The sequence below is a fragment of the Trichocoleus desertorum ATA4-8-CV12 genome (assembly GCA_019358975.1).
Classification (GTDB): Bacteria; Cyanobacteriota; Cyanobacteriia; order FACHB-46; family FACHB-46; genus Trichocoleus; species Trichocoleus desertorum_A.
In genome coordinates, this window is sequence record JAHHIL010000008.1 from 51,942 (window position 1) to 71,285 (window position 19,344).

At 50.4% G+C, this 19,344-nt stretch carries 18 protein-coding genes and 1 pseudogene; 4 read left to right on the plus strand and 15 right to left on the minus strand.

Features of this window, described 5'->3' with window-relative positions; all coding sequences use genetic code 11:
* Nucleotides 1–86 precede the first annotated feature (86 nt).
* From KME12_09435 to KME12_09485, 11 genes and pseudogenes are all read right to left on the minus strand, one after another.
* Nucleotides 87–1,274: pseudogene (locus KME12_09435) on the minus strand (P-aminobenzoate N-oxygenase AurF).
* The gene (locus KME12_09440) at nucleotides 1,265–2,191 is read right to left on the minus strand and encodes a ferritin-like domain-containing protein (GenBank protein MBW4488000.1); all 927 of its coding nucleotides are present in this window, start codon (nucleotides 2,189–2,191) and stop codon (nucleotides 1,265–1,267) included. The pseudogene KME12_09435 and the gene KME12_09440 overlap by 10 nt, the downstream one beginning before the upstream one ends.
* Nucleotides 2,188–3,030, minus strand: a complete 843-nt coding sequence (locus KME12_09445; GenBank protein MBW4488001.1) for an SDR family oxidoreductase — start codon at nucleotides 3,028–3,030, stop codon at nucleotides 2,188–2,190. Before KME12_09445 ends, KME12_09440 begins: the two co-directional genes overlap by 4 nt.
* Nucleotides 3,027–4,124, minus strand: coding sequence for an aromatic ring-hydroxylating dioxygenase subunit alpha (locus KME12_09450; GenBank protein ID MBW4488002.1), 1,098 nt, complete (start codon nucleotides 4,122–4,124; stop codon nucleotides 3,027–3,029). The genes KME12_09445 and KME12_09450 overlap by 4 nt, the downstream gene beginning before the upstream one ends.
* 4 nt (nucleotides 4,125–4,128) lie before the next feature.
* Nucleotides 4,129–4,854: a hypothetical protein gene (locus tag KME12_09455; protein MBW4488003.1), complete on the minus strand. Its 726-nt coding sequence runs from the start codon at nucleotides 4,852–4,854 to the stop codon at nucleotides 4,129–4,131.
* A gap of 345 nt (nucleotides 4,855–5,199) precedes the next feature.
* A complete protein-coding gene (locus KME12_09460) occupies nucleotides 5,200–6,120 on the minus strand; it encodes an NAD(+) kinase (protein MBW4488004.1) in 921 nt (306 codons plus the stop codon).
* Nucleotides 6,121–6,179: 59 nt separating this feature from the next.
* Entirely contained in the window at nucleotides 6,180–6,917 is a 738-nt protein-coding gene (locus KME12_09465; protein ID MBW4488005.1) for a 4'-phosphopantetheinyl transferase superfamily protein, read from the minus strand.
* 141 nt (nucleotides 6,918–7,058) lie between these two features.
* Nucleotides 7,059–7,826 carry an alpha/beta fold hydrolase gene (locus KME12_09470; protein ID MBW4488006.1) on the minus strand — a complete coding sequence of 256 codons (768 nt, stop codon included), beginning with the start codon at nucleotides 7,824–7,826 and terminating at the stop codon, nucleotides 7,059–7,061.
* A gap of 33 nt (nucleotides 7,827–7,859) precedes the next feature.
* On the minus strand, nucleotides 7,860–8,549 hold the full coding sequence (locus KME12_09475) for a response regulator transcription factor (protein MBW4488007.1): 690 nt from the start codon (nucleotides 8,547–8,549) through the stop codon (nucleotides 7,860–7,862).
* The gene (locus KME12_09480) at nucleotides 8,549–9,610 is read right to left on the minus strand and encodes a sensor histidine kinase (protein ID MBW4488008.1); all 1,062 of its coding nucleotides are present in this window, start codon (nucleotides 9,608–9,610) and stop codon (nucleotides 8,549–8,551) included. The genes KME12_09475 and KME12_09480 overlap by 1 nt, the downstream gene beginning before the upstream one ends.
* 282 nt (nucleotides 9,611–9,892) lie before the next feature.
* Nucleotides 9,893–10,342 (minus strand): SRPBCC family protein, encoded by a 450-nt coding sequence (locus KME12_09485; GenBank protein ID MBW4488009.1) that lies wholly within the window; start codon nucleotides 10,340–10,342, stop codon nucleotides 9,893–9,895.
* A 226-nt stretch (nucleotides 10,343–10,568) separates the two neighbouring features.
* On the opposite strand from KME12_09485, the gene KME12_09490 reads away from it, so the two are divergent.
* Both KME12_09490 and KME12_09495 read left to right on the plus strand, forming a co-directional pair.
* Nucleotides 10,569–11,102, plus strand: a complete 534-nt coding sequence (locus KME12_09490) for a hypothetical protein (GenBank protein ID MBW4488010.1) — start codon at nucleotides 10,569–10,571, stop codon at nucleotides 11,100–11,102.
* Between the two features lie 133 nt (nucleotides 11,103–11,235).
* A complete protein-coding gene (locus KME12_09495; protein ID MBW4488011.1) occupies nucleotides 11,236–11,574 on the plus strand; it encodes a ubiquinone biosynthesis protein COQ4 in 339 nt (112 codons plus the stop codon).
* A gap of 120 nt (nucleotides 11,575–11,694) precedes the next feature.
* Here KME12_09495 and KME12_09500 read toward each other — a convergent pair whose 3' ends face one another.
* Nucleotides 11,695–11,931, minus strand: coding sequence for a hypothetical protein (locus tag KME12_09500; protein MBW4488012.1), 237 nt, complete (start codon nucleotides 11,929–11,931; stop codon nucleotides 11,695–11,697).
* 258 nt (nucleotides 11,932–12,189) lie between these two features.
* Between KME12_09500 and KME12_09505 the strand changes: the two genes are divergently transcribed.
* Nucleotides 12,190–13,770, plus strand: coding sequence for a phospholipid carrier-dependent glycosyltransferase (locus KME12_09505; GenBank protein ID MBW4488013.1), 1,581 nt, complete (start codon nucleotides 12,190–12,192; stop codon nucleotides 13,768–13,770).
* A gap of 235 nt (nucleotides 13,771–14,005) precedes the next feature.
* On the opposite strand, the gene trmB is transcribed toward KME12_09505, so the two are convergent.
* A complete protein-coding gene (gene trmB, locus KME12_09510) occupies nucleotides 14,006–14,638 on the minus strand; it encodes a tRNA (guanosine(46)-N7)-methyltransferase TrmB (GenBank protein ID MBW4488014.1) in 633 nt (210 codons plus the stop codon).
* Between the two features lie 181 nt (nucleotides 14,639–14,819).
* On the opposite strand from trmB, the gene KME12_09515 reads away from it, so the two are divergent.
* A complete protein-coding gene (locus KME12_09515) occupies nucleotides 14,820–15,938 on the plus strand; it encodes a metallophosphoesterase (GenBank protein MBW4488015.1) in 1,119 nt (372 codons plus the stop codon).
* Between the two features lie 7 nt (nucleotides 15,939–15,945).
* On the opposite strand, the gene KME12_09520 is transcribed toward KME12_09515, so the two are convergent.
* Complete coding sequence (locus KME12_09520; protein ID MBW4488016.1) at nucleotides 15,946–16,983, minus strand: chemotaxis response regulator protein-glutamate methylesterase; 1,038 nt, start codon at nucleotides 16,981–16,983, stop codon at nucleotides 15,946–15,948.
* Entirely contained in the window at nucleotides 16,980–19,328 is a 2,349-nt protein-coding gene (locus KME12_09525) for a hybrid sensor histidine kinase/response regulator (GenBank protein MBW4488017.1), read from the minus strand. The genes KME12_09520 and KME12_09525 overlap by 4 nt, the downstream gene beginning before the upstream one ends.
* Between the last annotated feature and the right edge of the window lie 16 nt (nucleotides 19,329–19,344).

The following is a 19,344-nucleotide window of genomic DNA, read 5'->3' on the forward strand; positions in this document are numbered from 1 at the left end:
CTTACCTCCTCCAGTACCTCAGCTTGAGCTTGGGAAAGGGTGGGGATAAAAGCTGGCTGCGATCGCACCACAGAATCAACCTCCCCTGTAAGCAAAAATTTCTGCATCGCTCGTTGCTGCGTCTTTAAATATTTAGGGAGAGAATTCGCAGCCATCAACGTCATCTCTCGATTGCTCGGCCAGACATAATCCAGCTTCTCGACATATACCTTGTAGGATTCCATCGCCTCCTGATGGGTCTGATAGCTGCGGTGCAAACCTTCTGACTCTTGGGTAAAGCAAGCCACCATCATCTCTTTAGCTTCGCGATCGCTCATTCCAAATACAGGCGATCGCAACACTTGGTAGATGGCTGTATATAGAGATGGGTCGTGCCAAAAGATGCCGTTAATAGCTGCTGAAAAATGATAGTGGTCACGCTGACAACCCCGTAACCCTAAGTTTGCGACAGTTTGTTCAAACTTTGTTGGCGGTTTCAAGCACTTCACGACATCATGAGACAAAATTGTGGAACTGTTGAAATGGAAACTCTCATCCAAAAAGTGATAGTAGGAAATTTGGCTGGGAATTGGTGCATTGTCTGGGTCAGGATGTTTTTGGTAGTAGGCACTGAGCTTGTGTTGCACCAGTTTGCCGTTCAATGTCCGCACTCCCCGAACCGTGAAATATTGGCACGCTAAAAAGGTGTTATCTGAGGACAGCAAGCCAAAGCACTTGAGCTGAACCTGCTTCCACCAGCTTTTTAGGGCGTTGGTATCGGCAAAGATCATGGTCTCTGCAAACGGCCCTCGCATGGGATAGGTGAAAATCCGTTGGCCGAATAACGCGGCCTCTGTCTGACTAGCAATGGTTCTAAATGCCTGAATATGCGATCGCTCTTGGGCTGACTCTAGATCCAAGGTGTCACAGACCAATCGGAAATCTTCTTGAGCATAAAGACCCGCCGCGCTTGTCTGGTTAAAGAAAATCGTCGCGATCTCTGCTGAGACAATCTGCGAGTAATAAGCCACCCAATAGAGATGATTCAACACAATGCGTTGACTGAGGCTGGCTTGCTCCCATAAAGGAGTGCCGTAAAGTAGGGAAAACTCCTCTGGGTTCCAATATTCGTCTTTGCACTGGTCGTATTTAAAGGCAGCAGCAGCGACATCGATCGCGGCAGTTTGGTCTTGCTGCTGATTGCGCTGGTAGTTAATTTGCAGCTTGCGGTAAACCTTTTGGTTCTCTAGCAAGGTATTTGCTTGAGGTTCATCAAATAGATTGTTCATATACATTTCTCCGCTGGGAAAGGTTGAAAAGAACCCCGTTCCTCTAGTTCTTGGACAATGGCGTGAGCTGTAGCTTTCTGCATCAGGGAGCGTAAATAGCTCAACCGCGCCCCACTCTGGATCTCGGTTTCCAGCTCTTGTAAAACCTGGACTTTCTGCGATCGCGATAGATCCCCTTTTACCTGGGCGATCGCATCTAAAACTCGCTGTGGCCCTACTTGCACCATGCGAAGAAACAGGGTCAACGCTTCTACAATGGCACTTTGGCTTTGCGTGGATAAAGGTATTTGTTTAAACAGCATTAAGCCAGAACCATGATGACGCGCTTCGGCTTGAAGAAACTGCTCAAATAATTGACCTAACTCCAAGTGGCAACAGCCTTTAGCTAGACTGCGATAGTGGCTCAGCCCCCACCCTTCTAATACCACCTGGATGATGAACAGCAAGATGGCTTTGTCTTCTGTCTCTAGCAAATCAGCTAGAAACCGGAGGAACGGATCATCTGTACCAATGGGTGCTTCTGCAAAGAAACTCCGAATTTGAGCCAAGTGTGTCGCTTCCTCGGCGGCAAAGAGGCTGTAAAGCATCCGCTCCTCTAGTGTTTCCGCCAGCAAGAGCATCTTCGCCATGTAGCCCATGCCCGCTTTCTCTACAAAGTAAGCTTCCGCCAACAATCCTTGGCTAGCAATCTGCGCGATCGCCCGCTGCTCTCCTTCACTCGCATCTTGAAAGATTGCCACTCGTTCCAAGCCAAAATGGGTAGCGTCCCAGTAAGGCTGTGGTAACTGCGTAATTACTTTATAGGAATAGGAAGGCTGTCCTGCTGTAGGTATCCGATCGCCTAAAGCTGAAACCAAGACCCGATTGAGTTTATCTCCCTCAGCAATTAAAGGTAGATTAAATCCAGCAATGTTTTTCATCAAGCTGGCCTCCGTAAAAAGATCCGACGGTATAACAGATCAGATAAGGGCAGGCGAATCCAATCAGGTACGAGCCGTTGAAAGAGATACACCAATGCTGCATCCCGTCCAACCCGCACTCGCAGCCGACGCGATCGCCCTTCTGCCAAAGCCACGGCTTGTCGAGCCACGCGGAGCGTATTATTGGGTGATTTGGCCCGTAATCGGTCTTTGAGCAAGTGGTAATTCTGCATCTGTAACTGATAAGGGGCTGAATCTCCTTCTGCCCAACCCGGATCGTGACCAAACTTGGTATGGCTGGCTCCTGGCTCAATTAGCGCCACATGCACGCCATGCGGTTTTAGCTCGTAATACAGGCTCTCAGCCAACCCTTCCAACGCATGTTTACTGGCACAGTAAGCGGAGGTGAGTGGAAACCCTGTATAACCAAACGTAGAAGAGATAAAAATAATCGTGCCTTGCGCTGCCCGAATTTCAGGTAATAAAGCTTGAGTCAGGAGCATGGGGCCGTAGAAATTGACCTCCATTTGTCGCCGCAGTTGAGCTTCAGTGAGATCTTCGAGCGGGCCGAAAAAGCGATCGCCTGCATTATTCACCAAGCAATCCAGATCTCCTTTTTGGCGCACATACTCCACAACTGCTTCTCGTTGGGCTGGATCTGTCACATCTAGATCGAGAATCGTTAAGCGATCGCCATACTTCTCTAGCGGCTCTGCCAATAACTCTCGGCGTTGGTCAGCGTGACGCATCGTACTGATCACTTGCCAACCGCACCGGAGAAACTCGTCTACCATGCCGCGCCCAAACCCAGAGGAACAGCCTGTAATTAGCACTGTTTTCATACGGCCTCCCAAACCCGCTCTCGCTCAGGTTCCACCCCAGAATTAATCTGTGATGGTTCTGTCACAGGTGCTTGTGCTAGTTCTAAAATTGGCTCCCACGTTCCCCAAGCTAGCGGTTGCTGTTGCTCTACGTGCTGCATGAACTGGACTATCGATTGATCTGCTTTGGTTGGAGTTTTGAGGTTGAATTTAATCGTCTGAAAGATCTGAGTATCACCTTTAGCAAAGTAGTTACCAACTAATTGGGTGACGAACAAAATTAGCCGATTCAACAACCAACCCAGAAGCCTAGGCCGCTTTTTGGTGATTAGAACCGTTTGCCCTTCGGTTTTGCCACCTTCCAACAGCCGTAGAGTAAACATGATGTAGAAGTGAAGGAAATCCGGGCCGAGGGTGACTGTGCCCGTGCTGCCATACCAGTAGCACATGCTATAGGTGCCCTCATTTTTATAAAACGGTTGAATCAATCGCATTAGCCAGGATTCATTGCCGCCTCGTGTCGTGTTGCTGAAGGTAATGGCATTGCGATGCAGCGTCTCGGTACGAAACACAATCTGAATCGGAAAGTTATGTACCGTGTTGAAATGCTGAGCATCGATCGCATTGATCAACAGGACATTAGGATGGCAGTTTTTGAAGAAATGCGACCCAAACATCACGTCACAGTCTGTATGTTCTAGCTCTGGAACAAAAGGGAGAGCTTGTTGAGGTGTTTCTCCCGCCCACACCCAAATTAAGCCGTAATGCTCGGCAGTGGGCCAACTGGAGAGCATGGCAGGAATGGCTTTGCCCAAACAAGGCACATCCACACAATGCCCGTGAGGATCAAACTTCCAGTTATGGAAAAAACAGCGAATGCCTGTGCCATCCACCTTACCCTCTGCTAGATGCGCTCCCATGTGGGGACAGTAAGCATCCAGTACGACCACTTGACCTGCTTGGTTGCGGTAGATCGCCAAATCTCGCCCCAACAGTTGCACAGGCTTGACTTGCCCTACCTTGAGCTCTCGCGATCGCAGTGCCCAATACCACCCTCGAATAAAGCGATCGGGATGATTAAAAATTTCTGTCTGCATCCCAGCCTTGCTACTCATTTCGTTACACCAGGGCTGCAGGTTCTAGCGTGGCAAACCACAGCCGCCGACCTGCTGGCGTTAAGTTTGTTTCGGTAATCTCTGCCAAGCACACCAACTCATCTCCTTGATCGTGATATGGGTTCTGGGTGGCAAAAAAATCAATATGTAGATCTTTGCAGCGCTCTGCTGGAATCCCTTGAAGCTGACCCTTAAGCTGTTGCGGATAGGGGAAGCGGACAATTCCAGTGGTACCGTCATAACAGTCACCAAACTGTCGCTGTGCTAGAAATTGCATCAATCTCGCCATTGGGAGAGATGTAGGAGCATCATAGCGGGGGTAAAATTCTTGCCAAAACGTGGGCAAAAAGCGGTAGGTGCGATAGCCAGAGGAGATCAAGAGCCAATAAAGTTTGCCGCGAGGATATTTGCGCCGCAACTGATTGACAGTGGCGATCCAAGCCCGCGAGAGCGCTGAACTAGACCAAGCACTAGGGTCCATAATCGTGTCGCCAGAGTAGACGACCGTTAACTCCTCATCCTCAAACTCAGTTTCGTACATCCGAATTGTCGAGAAACCCTTGAGGGTCTGCGATCGCTCATCTTTCAATAAAATCACCCAGTTCTTGGTATTCAAGTCAGCGTCAAAAACTGCTCGCTTGACTCCGGAAAAATGAGTGCTCAATAGGCCATACATAGCCTCGCGATCGGCAGTAGATAACTCCGCGATCGCCACAAGGTGACTCTTCATAGTTAAAATTCACGAGATCGGGCAATTACAATTCCTAGCTGACTGAGCGGCTGGCCATTTGTTGATAGAGTTCCCTAGAACCTTTGAGGGTCAACAAATTCAGCCAATCCCTTCTCCCTGCCAACTGTAAAGCAACGGACAAAACTAGCTAGACCTTTTATCTGATTCCGTTATTCTTAGGAACAAATCAGCACAGGCTATAAGCTAGAAGGGTTGAACCGTTAGGATTAGAGGGGTTTTTCAGCCAATTGGGTGCAACTGTATAAAGCGTAACGACACAATCACGCTGTTGAGTCAACCTGTGTTCCACCTAATAATCTGTCCCCCCCGCTTTAATTCCGGTGTTCAGTTACGGTGGTTGTTGCTATAGCGAATCCTAGCTCCAGCCCATTGCAACTTTTCTCGCAAAGTTTGGTAATAGGAATAGTTTTCTCGCAAAATAATAAACTTGGCTTGGCAGTCTGCCACGCGCACATCCACCCGCTGCCCGGGCCAAATCGAGGTTGCCATCACGCCATCCATCCAGAGCTTGGTGCTGAGGTCGTTGTCTGCCAAGGGCCAAATGCTTACTACGGAACCAGGCGGCAGCACAATTGAGCGGCTAGAAAGACTTAATGGGCAAATTGGTGTTACCACTAACGCTTCCATCCCCGGATGCACGATGGGGCCATTGGCAGCCACAGTGTAGGAAGTAGACCCTGTGGGTGTCGCCACAATCAGGCCATCTCCCTGATACTGATCCACCACCTCGCCATCTATTTCCATTTCCAAAATAGAAGTAATCATGCGATCGGCAGACGCAGGCTTCACCGTCATTTCATTCAGCGCTAAGTAGCGATCGCTCACCGGATCAAGATTTGTCCGATGTCCTTCATACACACTTGCTTGCACCATCATCCGGGTCTGAACGGCAAAGCGGTCTTCTAGCAACCGATCCCAAACTCGCTCTGAATCACTCAGCTCCTCCGAGGACTCGGTGAGGAATCCCAAATGCCCACCGACATTCACCGCCAAGATCGGAATACCATCGGCAGCTAGATGCCTGGTCGCTGAGAGTGCCGTGCCATCTCCGCCTAAGACCAGCGCCAGATCGATCGGATGGGTCGCTGAGGCCAAGAATACGGGATAGGGATTGTCCTTGGGTCCACTTGGTCCCATCAGCACTTTACAACCTCGGTCTTCTAGTTGCCGAGCACATTTTTCAGCCCAGCGCCGACTGGTCGCATCTCCTGCTTTATGAGCAATAATGGCGTTTTTGAGTTGCACCTAGATACCAATAAACTTCAGAGGTTAGCGATGCTGGATTTAATCCTATCACTTGCCTTTCAGCCATTTAACCAACGCCAGCACTTGAGGTGACAGCCTGATCCTGCGATCGCGATCGCACCTGCATAGTTAGGTGCAGGGCTGAGGTGCTGCAAAGTCCAGTTATGGGCGTTTTCCCAGGTTCCCCTGACTTCTCGTAAAGCCGCAGGTTCACCAGGGGCAAAAGCCACATCAAACTGATCGAGTGGAATCGACAACCCTTGCCCCAAAGCTTTGATATAGGCTTCTTTACGAGTCCAGGCATTGAAGAATGCTTCAGGCTTGAGGGCGTCAGGCAGCGATCGCAAGATATTTCGCTCTGAAACTGAAAAAACGGATTTGGCTACCTGTTCAAAAGGAAAATCTGTGCGGATGTATTCGAGGTCAATGCCTAGTTCGCGATCGCTCGACACCCCCAACAGAGCCAAACCCTTGGAGTGAGACAAGTTGAAATGTAGTGATGTAGCAGTGCCTAACCGAGGTTTGCCATAAGCGTTATAGGTAAAACGTAGCTGAGCAGGCCTTTGATCGAGGTAGCGACCCAAAATCAATCGCAGTAAACCTCGCGCCACAATAAAATGCTGCCTATCCTTGGGAAAATAAAATTTTGCTGCTCGCTCTTGTTCGTCACTGGTTAAGGTTGCATGGAACTGCTCAATTAACGTCGGGTCTTGATCGAGCGCTGCACACCAGACATGCACTTCATTCTTGGCTAGCTCCAAGTTTGTGGGGGGTGACTCCCAAACTGTACTGCTCACGCTTAGATTTTTCCAGCCGCTAGGCTTTCTGCACGAATCAAGGCCCCCCTAGCCCCCAACTCTGGGGGGAACTTTGAGAGCTTCTCCAAAATTGGGGGTAGGAGGAAGCGATAGAGCATTCAGGCAGAATATTTATTGTTTTCATTCAGGTAGACGGCTCAGAATCTGAGTGAGTTCTTGGGTTAGCAGTTGTAGCAACAAGGTCTGGTCTGAGTGAATGAAAAAGTGATTCCCTGCCAGCATTCGGTGAGAAAAGCCAGCACTGGTTTGAGCTTGCCATACTTGCAGCGCTTCCTCACTCACATCTACGTCCTGCAATCCTCCAAATGCAGTGATTGAGCAAGGCAGAGGAGCTTGGGAAGCATAAGTATAGGTTTCGAGAACGGCAAAATCAGCTCGTAGAATTGGCAGCATCAATTCCATGAGTTCCGCATGCTCTAGTACCGCTTCTGGAGTGCCTTGCAGACGACGTAGCGCGGCGACAAATTCTGCTTGAGGTAACTGATGAATCGGTGGTTTACGGTGGGGTATTTGAGCAGCTCGCGCCCCTGATACAAACAGATGCACGGGACAGGGCTGATGATTTGTTCGTAACCAGCGAGCCAATTCAAAGCAGACCCAAGCTCCCATACTGTGTCCGAAAAAGGCAAAAGGTTGGTCTAGGTGGGGTAGGAGATCTGAGGCGATCGCTTCTACCAACTCAGTCATTCGAGTTAATAGCGGTTCAGTCATCCGAGAACCATGCCCAGGCAACTCGATCGCGCCTAGCTCAACCTCTGAGGGCAAGCTATTCAGCCAAGGGCGAAAGATAAAAGAATTCCCCCCCGCGTAGGGAAAGCAAAATAGCCGCAAACGAGCTTGAGGATTGCGTTTGGGATAAGTTACAGAAGCCGTAGCAGTTGGCACCAATCTTTTACCTAACAAAAACTTGCCAATTTGAGTTTATAAGCTGTCGCTCTCGTTATTGAGTAACGTTAGATAAGCATTGGCGAAGATAGCTGCTTGGGTGCGATCGCGCAAATTGAGCCGATTCAGAATGTTGGTGACGTGATTTTTGACCGTGCCTTCTGAGATAAACAAAGTTTGAGCAATTTCTCGATTACTAGAACCCGCCGCAATTAAGCGCAACACTTCCCGTTCTCTGGGCGTGAGTTCGCTCAACTCCGGAGGCAATGGCAATGGTTCAGCGGGTGGACTAGCATTCGCGGTGGGTTTTGGCCCCATGTGGGAAAGTACTTTCTGAAAAATGCCTGGGCCAAATTGAGCGTATCCCTTATGAACCGCCCGAATCGCAGCAGCTAGCTCCTCCGAAGGCGTATCCTTCAGCAAATAGCCGATCGCTCCCACCCGCATCGCCTCAGCAATATATTCATCATCATCAAAGGTGGTCAACACCAAGACTTTGATCGCTGGAAAGCGCTGACAAATACTTTTAGTGGCGGCAACCCCATCCATTACAGGCATTCGCACATCCATCAACACCACATCGGGTTGTAGCGTTTCTACTTGCTGAATCGCAACTTGCCCATTACTCGCATCTCCCACTACATCCAAGTCTGGCTCTAGCTCCAGCAGAGCTTTCAAACCCTGACGCAAAATACTTTGGTCATCGACTAGTAAGACGCGAATCATTAGGGCAATTTCGGTAGGGGCAACTTGGCTAGAATCCGACAACCCGCTCCGGGCTGGCTGGCAATGGTAAAGTGACCGCCCAACGCCAAACTCCGTTCCTGCATCCCCTGAATCCCAAATCCGGTTGTATTTTCATTCACTTCAAAGCCGTTACCGTCATCTTGAATCTGTAACAGCAAGATATCTTTCGCTGTCCTAACTTGAATTTGTACCGCACTCGCAGCAGCATATTTACAAATGTTAGTCAGGGATTCTTGGACGATGCGATAAACGGCAGTTTTGAGTTCTAGTGGCAGCGATCGCGTCAGTTCAATTTCACAAGTCGGCAAAATGCCCGTGGTGCGATGAAATTCCTGAGCGAGGCGGGCGATCGCCATCTCTAAAGCTTGGCCTTGGAGTGGATCGGAACGCAGAGCGGCTACAGACTGTCGAACTGCTTGCAAAGCTGTTGATCCTAGCCGTTTTGCCTCTGCTAGAAAGGCTTGCGCTTTGGTGGGGTTGGTTTGCCAAAGCTTTAAGGCTCCTTCCAGTTGAATATTCAACCCGGTGAGAGCGTGGCCGAGAGAGTCATGAATATCGCGGGCAATGCGGTTGCGTTCTTGCAGTGTCGCTTGGTCTTCAATCCGCAGGGCATATTGGCGTAGTTGTTCGTTGGCGATCGCCAGCTTTTCTCGGCTCTCTCGCTCCGCCAGCAGCGCATTAATCAAAAACAAGACCAAAATCAGGATCAGCCCAAATAGCAAAGCCGCATTCAACGTCAAATTGAGGATGAGAAACCGGATGCGATCTTGCACCATCGGTCGTCCGGGCAAATTCAGCGTTTGCATGCGGTAAAGCAGCGTCAGCAGGAAGGCAGAAAACGCCAGTCCCGTCACCATCAAGCGTCCGGGCAGCTTAAACAGCAAACAACTGCGAATGACTAAAACCAAATAGAGAAATGGAAACAGCCGAATTCCCCGTGGACTCAAGCCCCCCGCCAAAACAATTAGCCCAAACTCTACCCCCGTATACAGTAGCTTTTGTATGGCAGGTCGGCCTATCGGCATTCGCAGCCCCATCATCCAAAGGCCAGCGATACTTAGCAGCGTTGCTAGGGGAAATTGACGCACACGGGGCATAGGCGTGAGCAGAAGCTCTGACAAAGCTGCAACCCCCAGAAGGGCCCATTCTAGGTACAGCAAAAACGGAAACGGATGAGTTTGAACCTTTGGCAGCTTGCTCACATTCGAGGATGGCGAAAATCAATGGCGCTCCTTCCTACTCTAAGAGCACAGCCTCCTCTTGCACTACTAGCTGGGACTACTAGTTAGGGTTCTAAACTCTGTAGCAAAGGTGTCTAAAAACTAAAGTTCAGTATTCCCTTCCTCAATTTCCTGCTTGAGCCGCCACAGATCTTCGTACAGTTGTCCGTCTGGAGCTTCACCCAGCAAAGTGGCAACCACGGCTCCAGCCATGCCACCAAAGGGGCTGTAGTCCATCGTTACCTTAACTTCTGTGCCAGCTTCATACTCTGAGGTACGAAAGCTGACGCAGCCTTCGTTAGGCACAGTAGCACCAGGCAGCGATCGCCAGCAAATCAGCTCATTTTCTTGATCCTGGGTAATCTCGGCATCCCATTCAATCTGGTTGCCTAAGGGAGCTTTGGTGATCCAATGCGATCGCTGAGCATCCAGCATTTGCACCGACTGGAGATGATTCATGAATCGTGGCAAATTCTCAAAGTTACGCCAGAACTGATACAACTCCTGAGGAGAGCGATCAATCCGAATGCTTCTTTCTACATGGATGCTCATAGAGTGGCTCCTAGCTGAATGACTGGCTGACCTAGTCTGACCTTAGATCCCGATGAGCCAACTTGCACCTACTACAGGAGAGAACTTTACCCCTGAGTCTGGCTGCATCACCCATGACTTTAGTCACGCCGATCTTCATGACCTTCTCCTCAGGCGAAAGCGAGGTCAACTTTCTATGATTGGGTCATCCACGGTTGACTGAGTTACCTTACAAACGATTCCTACTATGAAACTGAAATTGATGCCGCTTTTGGCTGGCGCGATCGCCCTAACTTTAGCAGCTGTTCCCCTCGCCACCCAAATCGTTCAGGCGCAATCCAACACAGGCACGCCAAGCCAAAATGGCCCCCGGATGATGAAAGGCCTGAAGGGGATGAACGCCTTGAACTTGTCTACGGAACAAAAAGCGCAGATGCAGCAAATTCACCAAGAAACTAAAGCTGCAATTGAGCAGATTTTGACCGCAGAGCAACGGCAACAACTGGAAGCAGCCAAGGCCCAACGGCAAGCTGCTAGAGCTGAAAGACAGGCAACCAGACCTGAAGGGCAAGCTAGACCCCAAGGAGAAGCCAAAGAGCGTGGAGGCCGACTTGCCAACCTCAACCTCTCAGCCGACCAACAAACTCGTATCCGGGAAATTAAGCAAGCCTCCCGTCAACGGATGGAAGCAGTGCTGACCGAGGAACAGCAGCAAAAACTGGATGAGCTGAAACAAGCAAGACAAACAAGACGCGAGTCCACCCAACCGCAACAACAGTAGGGTTTAGGAACTACAGCTCCGAAACTTGGACTGTTAAGCGCTCTGAACCGTTAAAGATTCGTTGAGGTCGATTTTGACAGGGGCGGCATTGTTCGCCTCTGACCATTCCGCCTTTGAATCATTAAAACTTGCAATGTCTGGAACACAAACCGTCCCAACTATCGTGAATTTGGCCTTATCGCGATCGCTCCCTACAGGCACTTTTGGTGGAGCTTGGGCAGATTTTCTAGACCAGAACGGGCGATCGCCACTCACCACAGGTTTCCGCCACAAACAACTCCACGACGGCATTCATATCCTGACGGGTTACGGCAGCGACTCACTCGCTGAAGCAGAAGTGCAAGCATTTCTACTTGGAAAAAATTCAACCAACCCCTCTGGGAAAGGCTGCGGCAAGCCTATCAACGAGGCCAGCGATCGCGTCTTGATCCAGACAAATGGCAACCAGAACTGCTTTGGCAATTACCCTTAGCTCAAGTGCAAGCCTTATTTAACCTTTAACCAAAGCCCTCCCCGGATGGAGGAGGGTCTGAGAAAAACTAATTCTCGGCATTAATGATCAATGATTGGCTAAAGGAAGCTTCGCGATCGCCTACATCTTGCCCTTTTGCATCACTTCTTGCAGGTGTTGACGAATTTCTTGGGCTTGACGCATATCTTCTTGTTGCAGCTTTTGGAACAGCTCTGCACAAGGTTGCGATCCAGTCGATTGAGCGTCTTGAATATAGGAATCGTAAGCTTTTACGGCTTCAGACTTATTTTGAAGCACCGTCAGCAAATCGTATTCTAAGTTGCTTACTGCCTGCGCTCCACCATTGCTAGTTGCCATAAATCTAACCTCCAACGAACTTCTGAGTCTAGTGTGGTTCACTCCCTCCAATCCCTTCATCTGTCAAAAAGAGGAGTAAGTCGCTGTGTAATTTTAGTGACTGTTTTTCTCAATCCAGCAGCAAAAATCTGATGGGGTGAAGTAGGAAGAGAGGGCAGCTTTTGGCGTATCGTTGATGGAGCAAAGTTCATTGCGATAGGTTAAGCCTTACAGCAAGGTAGCAAAAGTTAGGCAAGTTAGGGGATTGAGAGTTGGTTTATGGCCTGGTCTAAACAGTTGTCTAAGCGACCTCAGCTTTGGTTTGTGCTTGGCACCGTTGGGATATTCTTACTAGCGATCGCGTTGCGGTTTTGGGGCCTGAGTCGCTTCAATACCCTCGTTTTTGATGAAGTTTACTTCGCCACATTTGCCAACAACTACCTGATCCAGCGGCCTTTTTTTGATGGACACCCACCTCTAGGCAAATACCTGATTGCCATTGGCATTTGGCTCGCTAATCAAACCCCGTGGGGCGCAGACGCAGTCAAAAACTCCCTCACAGGTTCGCTGCTGTCCCCCTTCAGCTATCGCTGGCTCAATGCTCTAGTTGGGTCATTCATCCCGTTGATTGTGATGGGCATAGCCTACCAGCTCACCCGTCGCCGTAGCTACGCCTTGATCGCAGGTTTACTCTCCACCTTAGATGGCCTGTTTCTGGTCGAATCACGCTACGCCTTGGTGAACGTGTACCTGATCAGCTTTGGTTTGTTGGGGCAATGGTTTTTCTTGCGATCGCTAGAGCGACGAGGCGTAAAACGCTGGTGGTGGCTGATTCTAGCAGGGATTAGCTTTGGAGCTTCTGCTGCCATCAAGTGGAATGGCTTGTGGTTTTTGTTTGGCGCTTATTTGTTGTGGTTCACAGCCTGGGGGATGCGCCTAATCGCTAAATTCTGGGGAGGCACACCCGACCCCATCCTTACACCTAGCGGTAAACAATTCATTTCTCCCCTCCGCAAGCTAACTCAACTCAACCTCTTTACCGCCATTACAGCATTGGGAATTGTCCCAGTCCTGACCTACAGTTTGAGTTGGATTCCTCACCTGCGACTCAATCCCACTCCCAACTTCTGGGACGTGCAAAAACGAATTTTGTCATACCACGAGCGAGTTGGCGACGGTCCCAAAATCCACCCCTACTGCTCCGACTGGTACACCTGGCTTTTCATGCAGCGCCCCATCCTGTATTTCTACGAAACTGCCCAAACCACCAGCGACATCGTACCTGCCAAGCCTTCCCTCCCGCAGTCAGCCGTCAAACTGGTGTACGACATTCACGCAATGGGCAACCCAGCCCTCTGGTGGCTATCCACCGCCGGAATTCTCTTAGTGATGTGGATGCTAGGAAAGCGTTTCTACAATTGGGTGCAGCAAACCGACGCTGCCCACGCGATCGCCGCAATCCCAAACCAAGCCCCTACCCAAGCGATCGCAGCCCCTACCCTCCCTCAGCCAGCTACTGGATCGTTTACTGGATCATTTACTGGATCAATCACTAGCTCAATAGACCTGTGGATTGGCGTTTACCTCGTCGCCAATTATGGAGCCAACTTAATCCCTTGGATGCGAGTCAGCCGCTGCACCTTCCTATACCACTACATGGGTGCTTCCGTCTTCTCACTACTCGCGATCGCCTGGCTGATCGATCGTTGGTTGCATAGCCGCCAATACTGGTTCCGAATCGCAGGGGTCACAGCCATCTTTCTGATCATCATGGCCTTCATCTTCTGGCTACCCTTCTACCTCGGCCTGCCCCTATCCCCCACAGAGTGGCAACTGCGGCGTTGGTTGCCGACTTGGTAAAGGATGAAGGAGGAGGGATGAAGGATGAAAAAGTGAGGGGCAAGAAGTGAGGAGTGAGGAGCTAGGAGTCAGAAATTCAAGCCAGTAGCCAACCCCTGAGAGCCAATATTTGACCCCGTTCAAGACTCGAAACACTCACAGCTAGATTCGTTTGGAGGGGGTCTGGGGGACGCAACCGTCCCTCAGCGGGGGTTTGGGGGCAAGCGCCCCCAAGGGCTCGGTTCTTCCAAGAACCTCAAGACCGCACAAACAAAGCCCGATAAACAGGTTCCCCCCGTTCCAACGTCATACATTCCCGCTCCGTTGGCACAGACAAAGGATTCTCACTCAGCCAACCTTCCCCTTGCCGCTGAAACGCTGTGTGCTCCTCAAAGCGATCGCACATTTCCACAGCCACCTCTTGAATATCAGACTGCAAAAACACCATCCCACCAGGCACCAAATAACTCGCCAACTCCCGCACCAACTCCGGTTGCACCACCCGTCGCTTCTGGTGGCGGCGCTTAAACCAAGGATCAGGGAACTGAATCGTCACCCGCTGCAACACCCCCTTAGGTAACGAGTGCAAAAGCGATCGCGCCGAAGTATTCGCATTACAAAACAAGTAGTGCAAATTGGTTAAATTTAGCTCATCCCGCTCTTGGTTGGCTTGATCCACCAAAGTAGCTCGAATTTCTAAACCTAGAAAATTCCAACTGGGTTCCGTTTGCGCCATACTCAGCACAAAGCGCCCCCTCGCACAGCCAATATCCAAATGCAGCGGCTGGGCTAAATCTGCATACACTCGGCTCCAGTCCGGTGGTTTGACTGGACTTTGATATTTGCGACTCAGCGGATTAACGTGTTCTCGAACTCGAACCAGTGACAAAGTTGATGCTTCCTCTCGTAAATACTTAGCAAGCTGTACCGTAATTTCTCCTTAGGATCATCCTTTAGAAGAAATCTGTTTGCGACAATAAAACCAATTTAATCGATTCTTAATTGGGTTCTTCACCCTCAGGTTTGGAACCAACTTAATTGCTAGATCACCCACCTTAAAAAATTATCTTATGAGCCTTCAGTGCCGCTTTGCGATCGTTAGCGACTTGCACATTGCCCTACCCCACACTATCTGGGAGCATCCCAATCGATTTCATCTGGTTGAGGTCAGTATTCCCGCCCTTGAACTCATTCTGGAGCACCTAGAGCAGCTAAACCTTGACTTTTTGCTGATCCCTGGCGACCTTACCCAACATGGCGAACCCGAAAATCATACCTGGTTGGCAGAGCGATTGGCTCAGCTCCCTTTTCCTACCTATGTGGTTCCCGGAAACCACGATTTTCCCAACGCGATCGCCAATGACACTTCGATTAGTTGGGCAGATTTTCCCACTTATTACCACAAGTTCGGCTACGAAGATATTTCCCAGATGTACTACACCTGCAAACTCTTGCCAGGAGTGCGCTTGATTGGGCTAAACTCCAACCAGTTTGATGCCCAAGGCAAACAAATAGGTCGTTTGGATGAACCGCAATTGAGCTGGTTGAGACAAGTGCTGAGCGAAGTTGAAGCGCAAGAATTAGTGATGGTGATGGTGCATCACAATGTTGTAGAACACCTGCCTAGGCAATCGCAACATCCGTTGGGCCGCCGCTACATGTTAGAAAACGCTCCAACCCTGCTGCAAATACTGCAAGATGCTGGAGTGCAACTGATATTTACCGGGCATCTGCATGTGCAAGATATCGCCCAACACCAAGGCATTTACGAGATCACGACAGGTTCTTTGGTCAGCTATCCTCACCCTTACCGAGTTTTGCAGTTTCATAGCGATCGCCAGGGTAGACAATGGCTCCAGGTAGAATCTCATCGCGTCGATGCTGTACCCGATTGGCCGCAACTGCAACAAGCTTCCCGCCAGTGGATGGGCGATCGCAGCCATCCCTTTATGCTGAAGCTGCTCACTCAGCCGCCGCTTAATTTGCGACCGGAAGCAGCCGAAGCCTTGCTGCCAAGCCTGCGCTACTTCTGGGCAGACCTTGCCGATGGGGATGCTTTATTTGACTTCTCCCATTTTCCCTTAGCACCACAACGCTACTTTGAGAGCTTCAGTGCCACCGATCGCCAAAGTCGCCCAGTCCTTATTGACAACCACAGCACCCTACTCCTCCAGAGCAAGCTACCCTAGGTCTGATTTAGGCCCGTCTGGCCCAGCGAGGAATCACTTGTTCCAGACAAGCAGGGGCGATCGCGGGCAGTGGAAGAACTTCTTTGGCAGCCCCCAATTCAACAGCGGCTTTGGGCATGCCGTAAACCACACAAGTCTCTCGGTTCTGAGCGATCGTATGCCAACCAGTGGCATAGAGAGACTTCAGCCCCATTGCCCCATCTTTGCCCATCCCTGTCAACAAAAGTGCCACACCTTTGCGAGGCCAGTGAGCTGCCACACTATTGAAAAAGACATCGACCGAAGGGCGATAAGTTGATTGAGTTGGCTCTGGTGTATAGGCCAAGCTCAGATCGGCCTGTAGAACTAGATGATTGTTGGTGCTGGCGACACAAACAGTCCCTGCTTGCAGAAATTGACCGTGCTGGGCAATTTTTACGGGAAGTGTCGTTTGTTGATTGAGCCATTCCGTTAAACCGGGAGCAAATTGAGCATCTACATGCTGAATCACCACCACCGCTGCGGGGAAGCTGATGGGGAAATGAGACAGAATCGTGCGTAATGCCTGTGGTCCCCCAGTTGAAGCGCCAATCACGACTAAAGGTGGTGTCGGCTGGGCAAAAGTGACTGGCTTGGCTTGATCGAGCGATCGCGACTTTCGGGCAGGAGATTTACCAATCAGCTTGGCAACCATCAAAATTTTAGCCAACAGCTCAGTGCCACTTGCGCCTTGTCCTTGTGGCCCTAAAATGGGCGTGTTCACCGCATCTAAAGCGCCATACCCCATTGCTTCAAAGACCTTAGCACCGTGACCGCTCACAGTTGCCGTAACTAGCACGATGGCACAGGGAGATTGAACCATGATTTGACGAGTCGCTCCTACCCCATCCAGTTCTGGCATGAGCAAATCCATCAAGATCAAGTCTGGGGTATCTTGAGCCGCTTTAGTTACCGCTTCTGTCCCTGTGCGGGCCACCCAAGCGACTTCATATTCAGGAACCGTAGCCACCACACGGCGAAGGGCTTCTACGGCCAGCAGCATGTCATTAACGATGGCAATTCTCATGCGATCGCCTCCCCAATCAGATCGCGCACCGCATGTAGGAGCGTGTCATCGTGGAAACTGCTCTTGGTTAGGTAGTAGTCTGCTCCTACTTCTAACCCTCGCATCCGGTCTTCTTCTCGATCTTTGTAAGACACAATAATCACGGGTAAAGCCTTGAGGGTGGCATGTTGCTTTAGCTGAGCGATCAATTCAATTCCATTCATCCGGGGCATGTCAATGTCGGTCACAATCAAATCAAAATGACCTGTACGAATCGCATTCCAGCCATCTATTCCATTGACTGCAACCTCAACCGCGTACCCTTTATTTTGCAGCAACTTCCGCTCCATTTCGCGCACGGTGATGGAATCGTCAACGACCAAAACCCGCTTTTGAGCTTTGGTCGCTACCTTTTCAGTTTTGCGGCTAATGTGGCTGAGTTGACCATTGGTTAACAAGTGATCAATCGATCGCACCATGTCTTCTACATCGATCAGAAGCACTGGGGAACCATCTTCTAAAAGAGCCGCAGCACTGATATTTTTCACTTTGCCCAAACGCGAATCGAGCGGTCTGACGACTAAATCTCGCTCACCCAGAAATCGATCGACGACCAAGCCATAACAACTGAGGCGATCGCTGATCACGATCACAGGCAGCGCCTTGGCATCGTAGGCAGAGGCAGGTAACTCTAGAACTTGCTGGCCCACCACTAGGCCAATATTTTGTCCATCAATGGTGAAGAACTGGCGGTTTTCGGCTACGGCGATCGCCTCTGGTTCCACCATAGCAATGCGGTCAATGCGAGTCAGCGGTAAGGCATAAGGCTCTCCAGCAATTTCTACCAAGAGCGTGCGAATGACCGATAAAGTCAAGGGCAATTGCAGATAAAAGGTCATGCCTTTACCCAGTTTGGAAACCGCTCGCAGGCTCCCCCCAACTTCTTGGATCATGTTCTGCACAATATTCAACCCCACACCCCGTCCCGAAAGCTCGGTAACAGTGTCGCTGGTGGAAAAACCCGGTAAGAACAGAAATTCAATCAGCTCCGCTTCTGTCAGTTGAGGAGCCATCTCAGGGCTGACCAACTGCTTGCTGACAATCTTGGTGCGTAAACGCTCAAAATCCATGCCTCGCCCATCGTCCGACACAGTGATCGAGAGCATTCCACCCTGATGTACTGCTTCGAGGCGCACTAACCCTTCGGCTGGTTTACCCGCTGCTAAACGCTCTGCCATCGGCTCAATGCCGTGATCAACTGCATTGCGTAATAGGTGAGTCAGCGGTGCTTCTAGCTTTTCCAAAATGTCTCGGTCTACATCCGTGGCTTTGCCCAAGACTTCAAAGCGGATCTGCTTGTCTAACTGTCTACCCAAATCTCGCACCATCCGAGGAAATGCCTGAACCCCATCGGCAAAAGGACGCATGTGGCTCGCCAGCACTTCGCGATAGAGGCGATCGGACAAATTGGCAGAACGACGGGCAAATAGTTCTAGTTCATTCAAGCGATCGCTCAGCATTTCCCGACAACTAGTCGCTTGTTGCCGTACCGCATTCAGATAATTTTCACTGCGCTGGTTTAAGGTCTGCCCAACCAGCGACCCTTGCAGCTTTTCGATTAATGTAGACAGTTCAGTTTGCTGCCGTCTCAGCTTCAGCAGTGAATCGGCAAAGGGCTGCAACCAGTTCGCTTCGACTAGAGACTCTCCGGCTAATCCCATCAAGCGGCTGAGGTTGTCGGCACTGACTCGAACCACCCGATCGGGGCTGTCGGCAATCTGTCCCCCCGCTGAGCCGAAGGGCATGACTTTAGCTAGATCTACAGTGGGCAGATGAGTCGCGATCGCTTCTGCTTCTAGAATCGGCGCGGGGTTAAATTCCTCAGACGCAACAGCCACTACTGGCGTTAACTCTATTGGAACTGTAAGGTCAGAAATTGCTGGTAGTTCGTTAATCTGTGGTAGTTCATTGGCTAGGGGTTGCGGTTGTGGATTTAGTAAAGTGGCGATCGCAGACAACAACGCTTCAATCCCATCAGCCTGTTCTGCCAGCCAACCCTGAAGCTGGGTTTCTGGGACACAACTCAGTCGTAACAGTAAATCAACGCCTTGTAGCAACACATCAATTTGTGCCGCCGCCAAGGTCACAACGCCCATCTGAGCACTGGTAAAGCAATCTTCCATGACATGAGCCAGTTTGACGCCCACCTCTAAATCAATAATTCGTGCGGCTCCTTTGATCGAGTGAGCAGCCCGCATCAGTGATTCCAGCGTCTCAGGCATTCCAGGATTAGTTTCCAGCTCTAGCAGACCGTGGTTTAAGACCGTGGCTTGGGCTTCCACCTCCATCCGGAACAATTCCAGCATTGAGAAATGGCTAAAA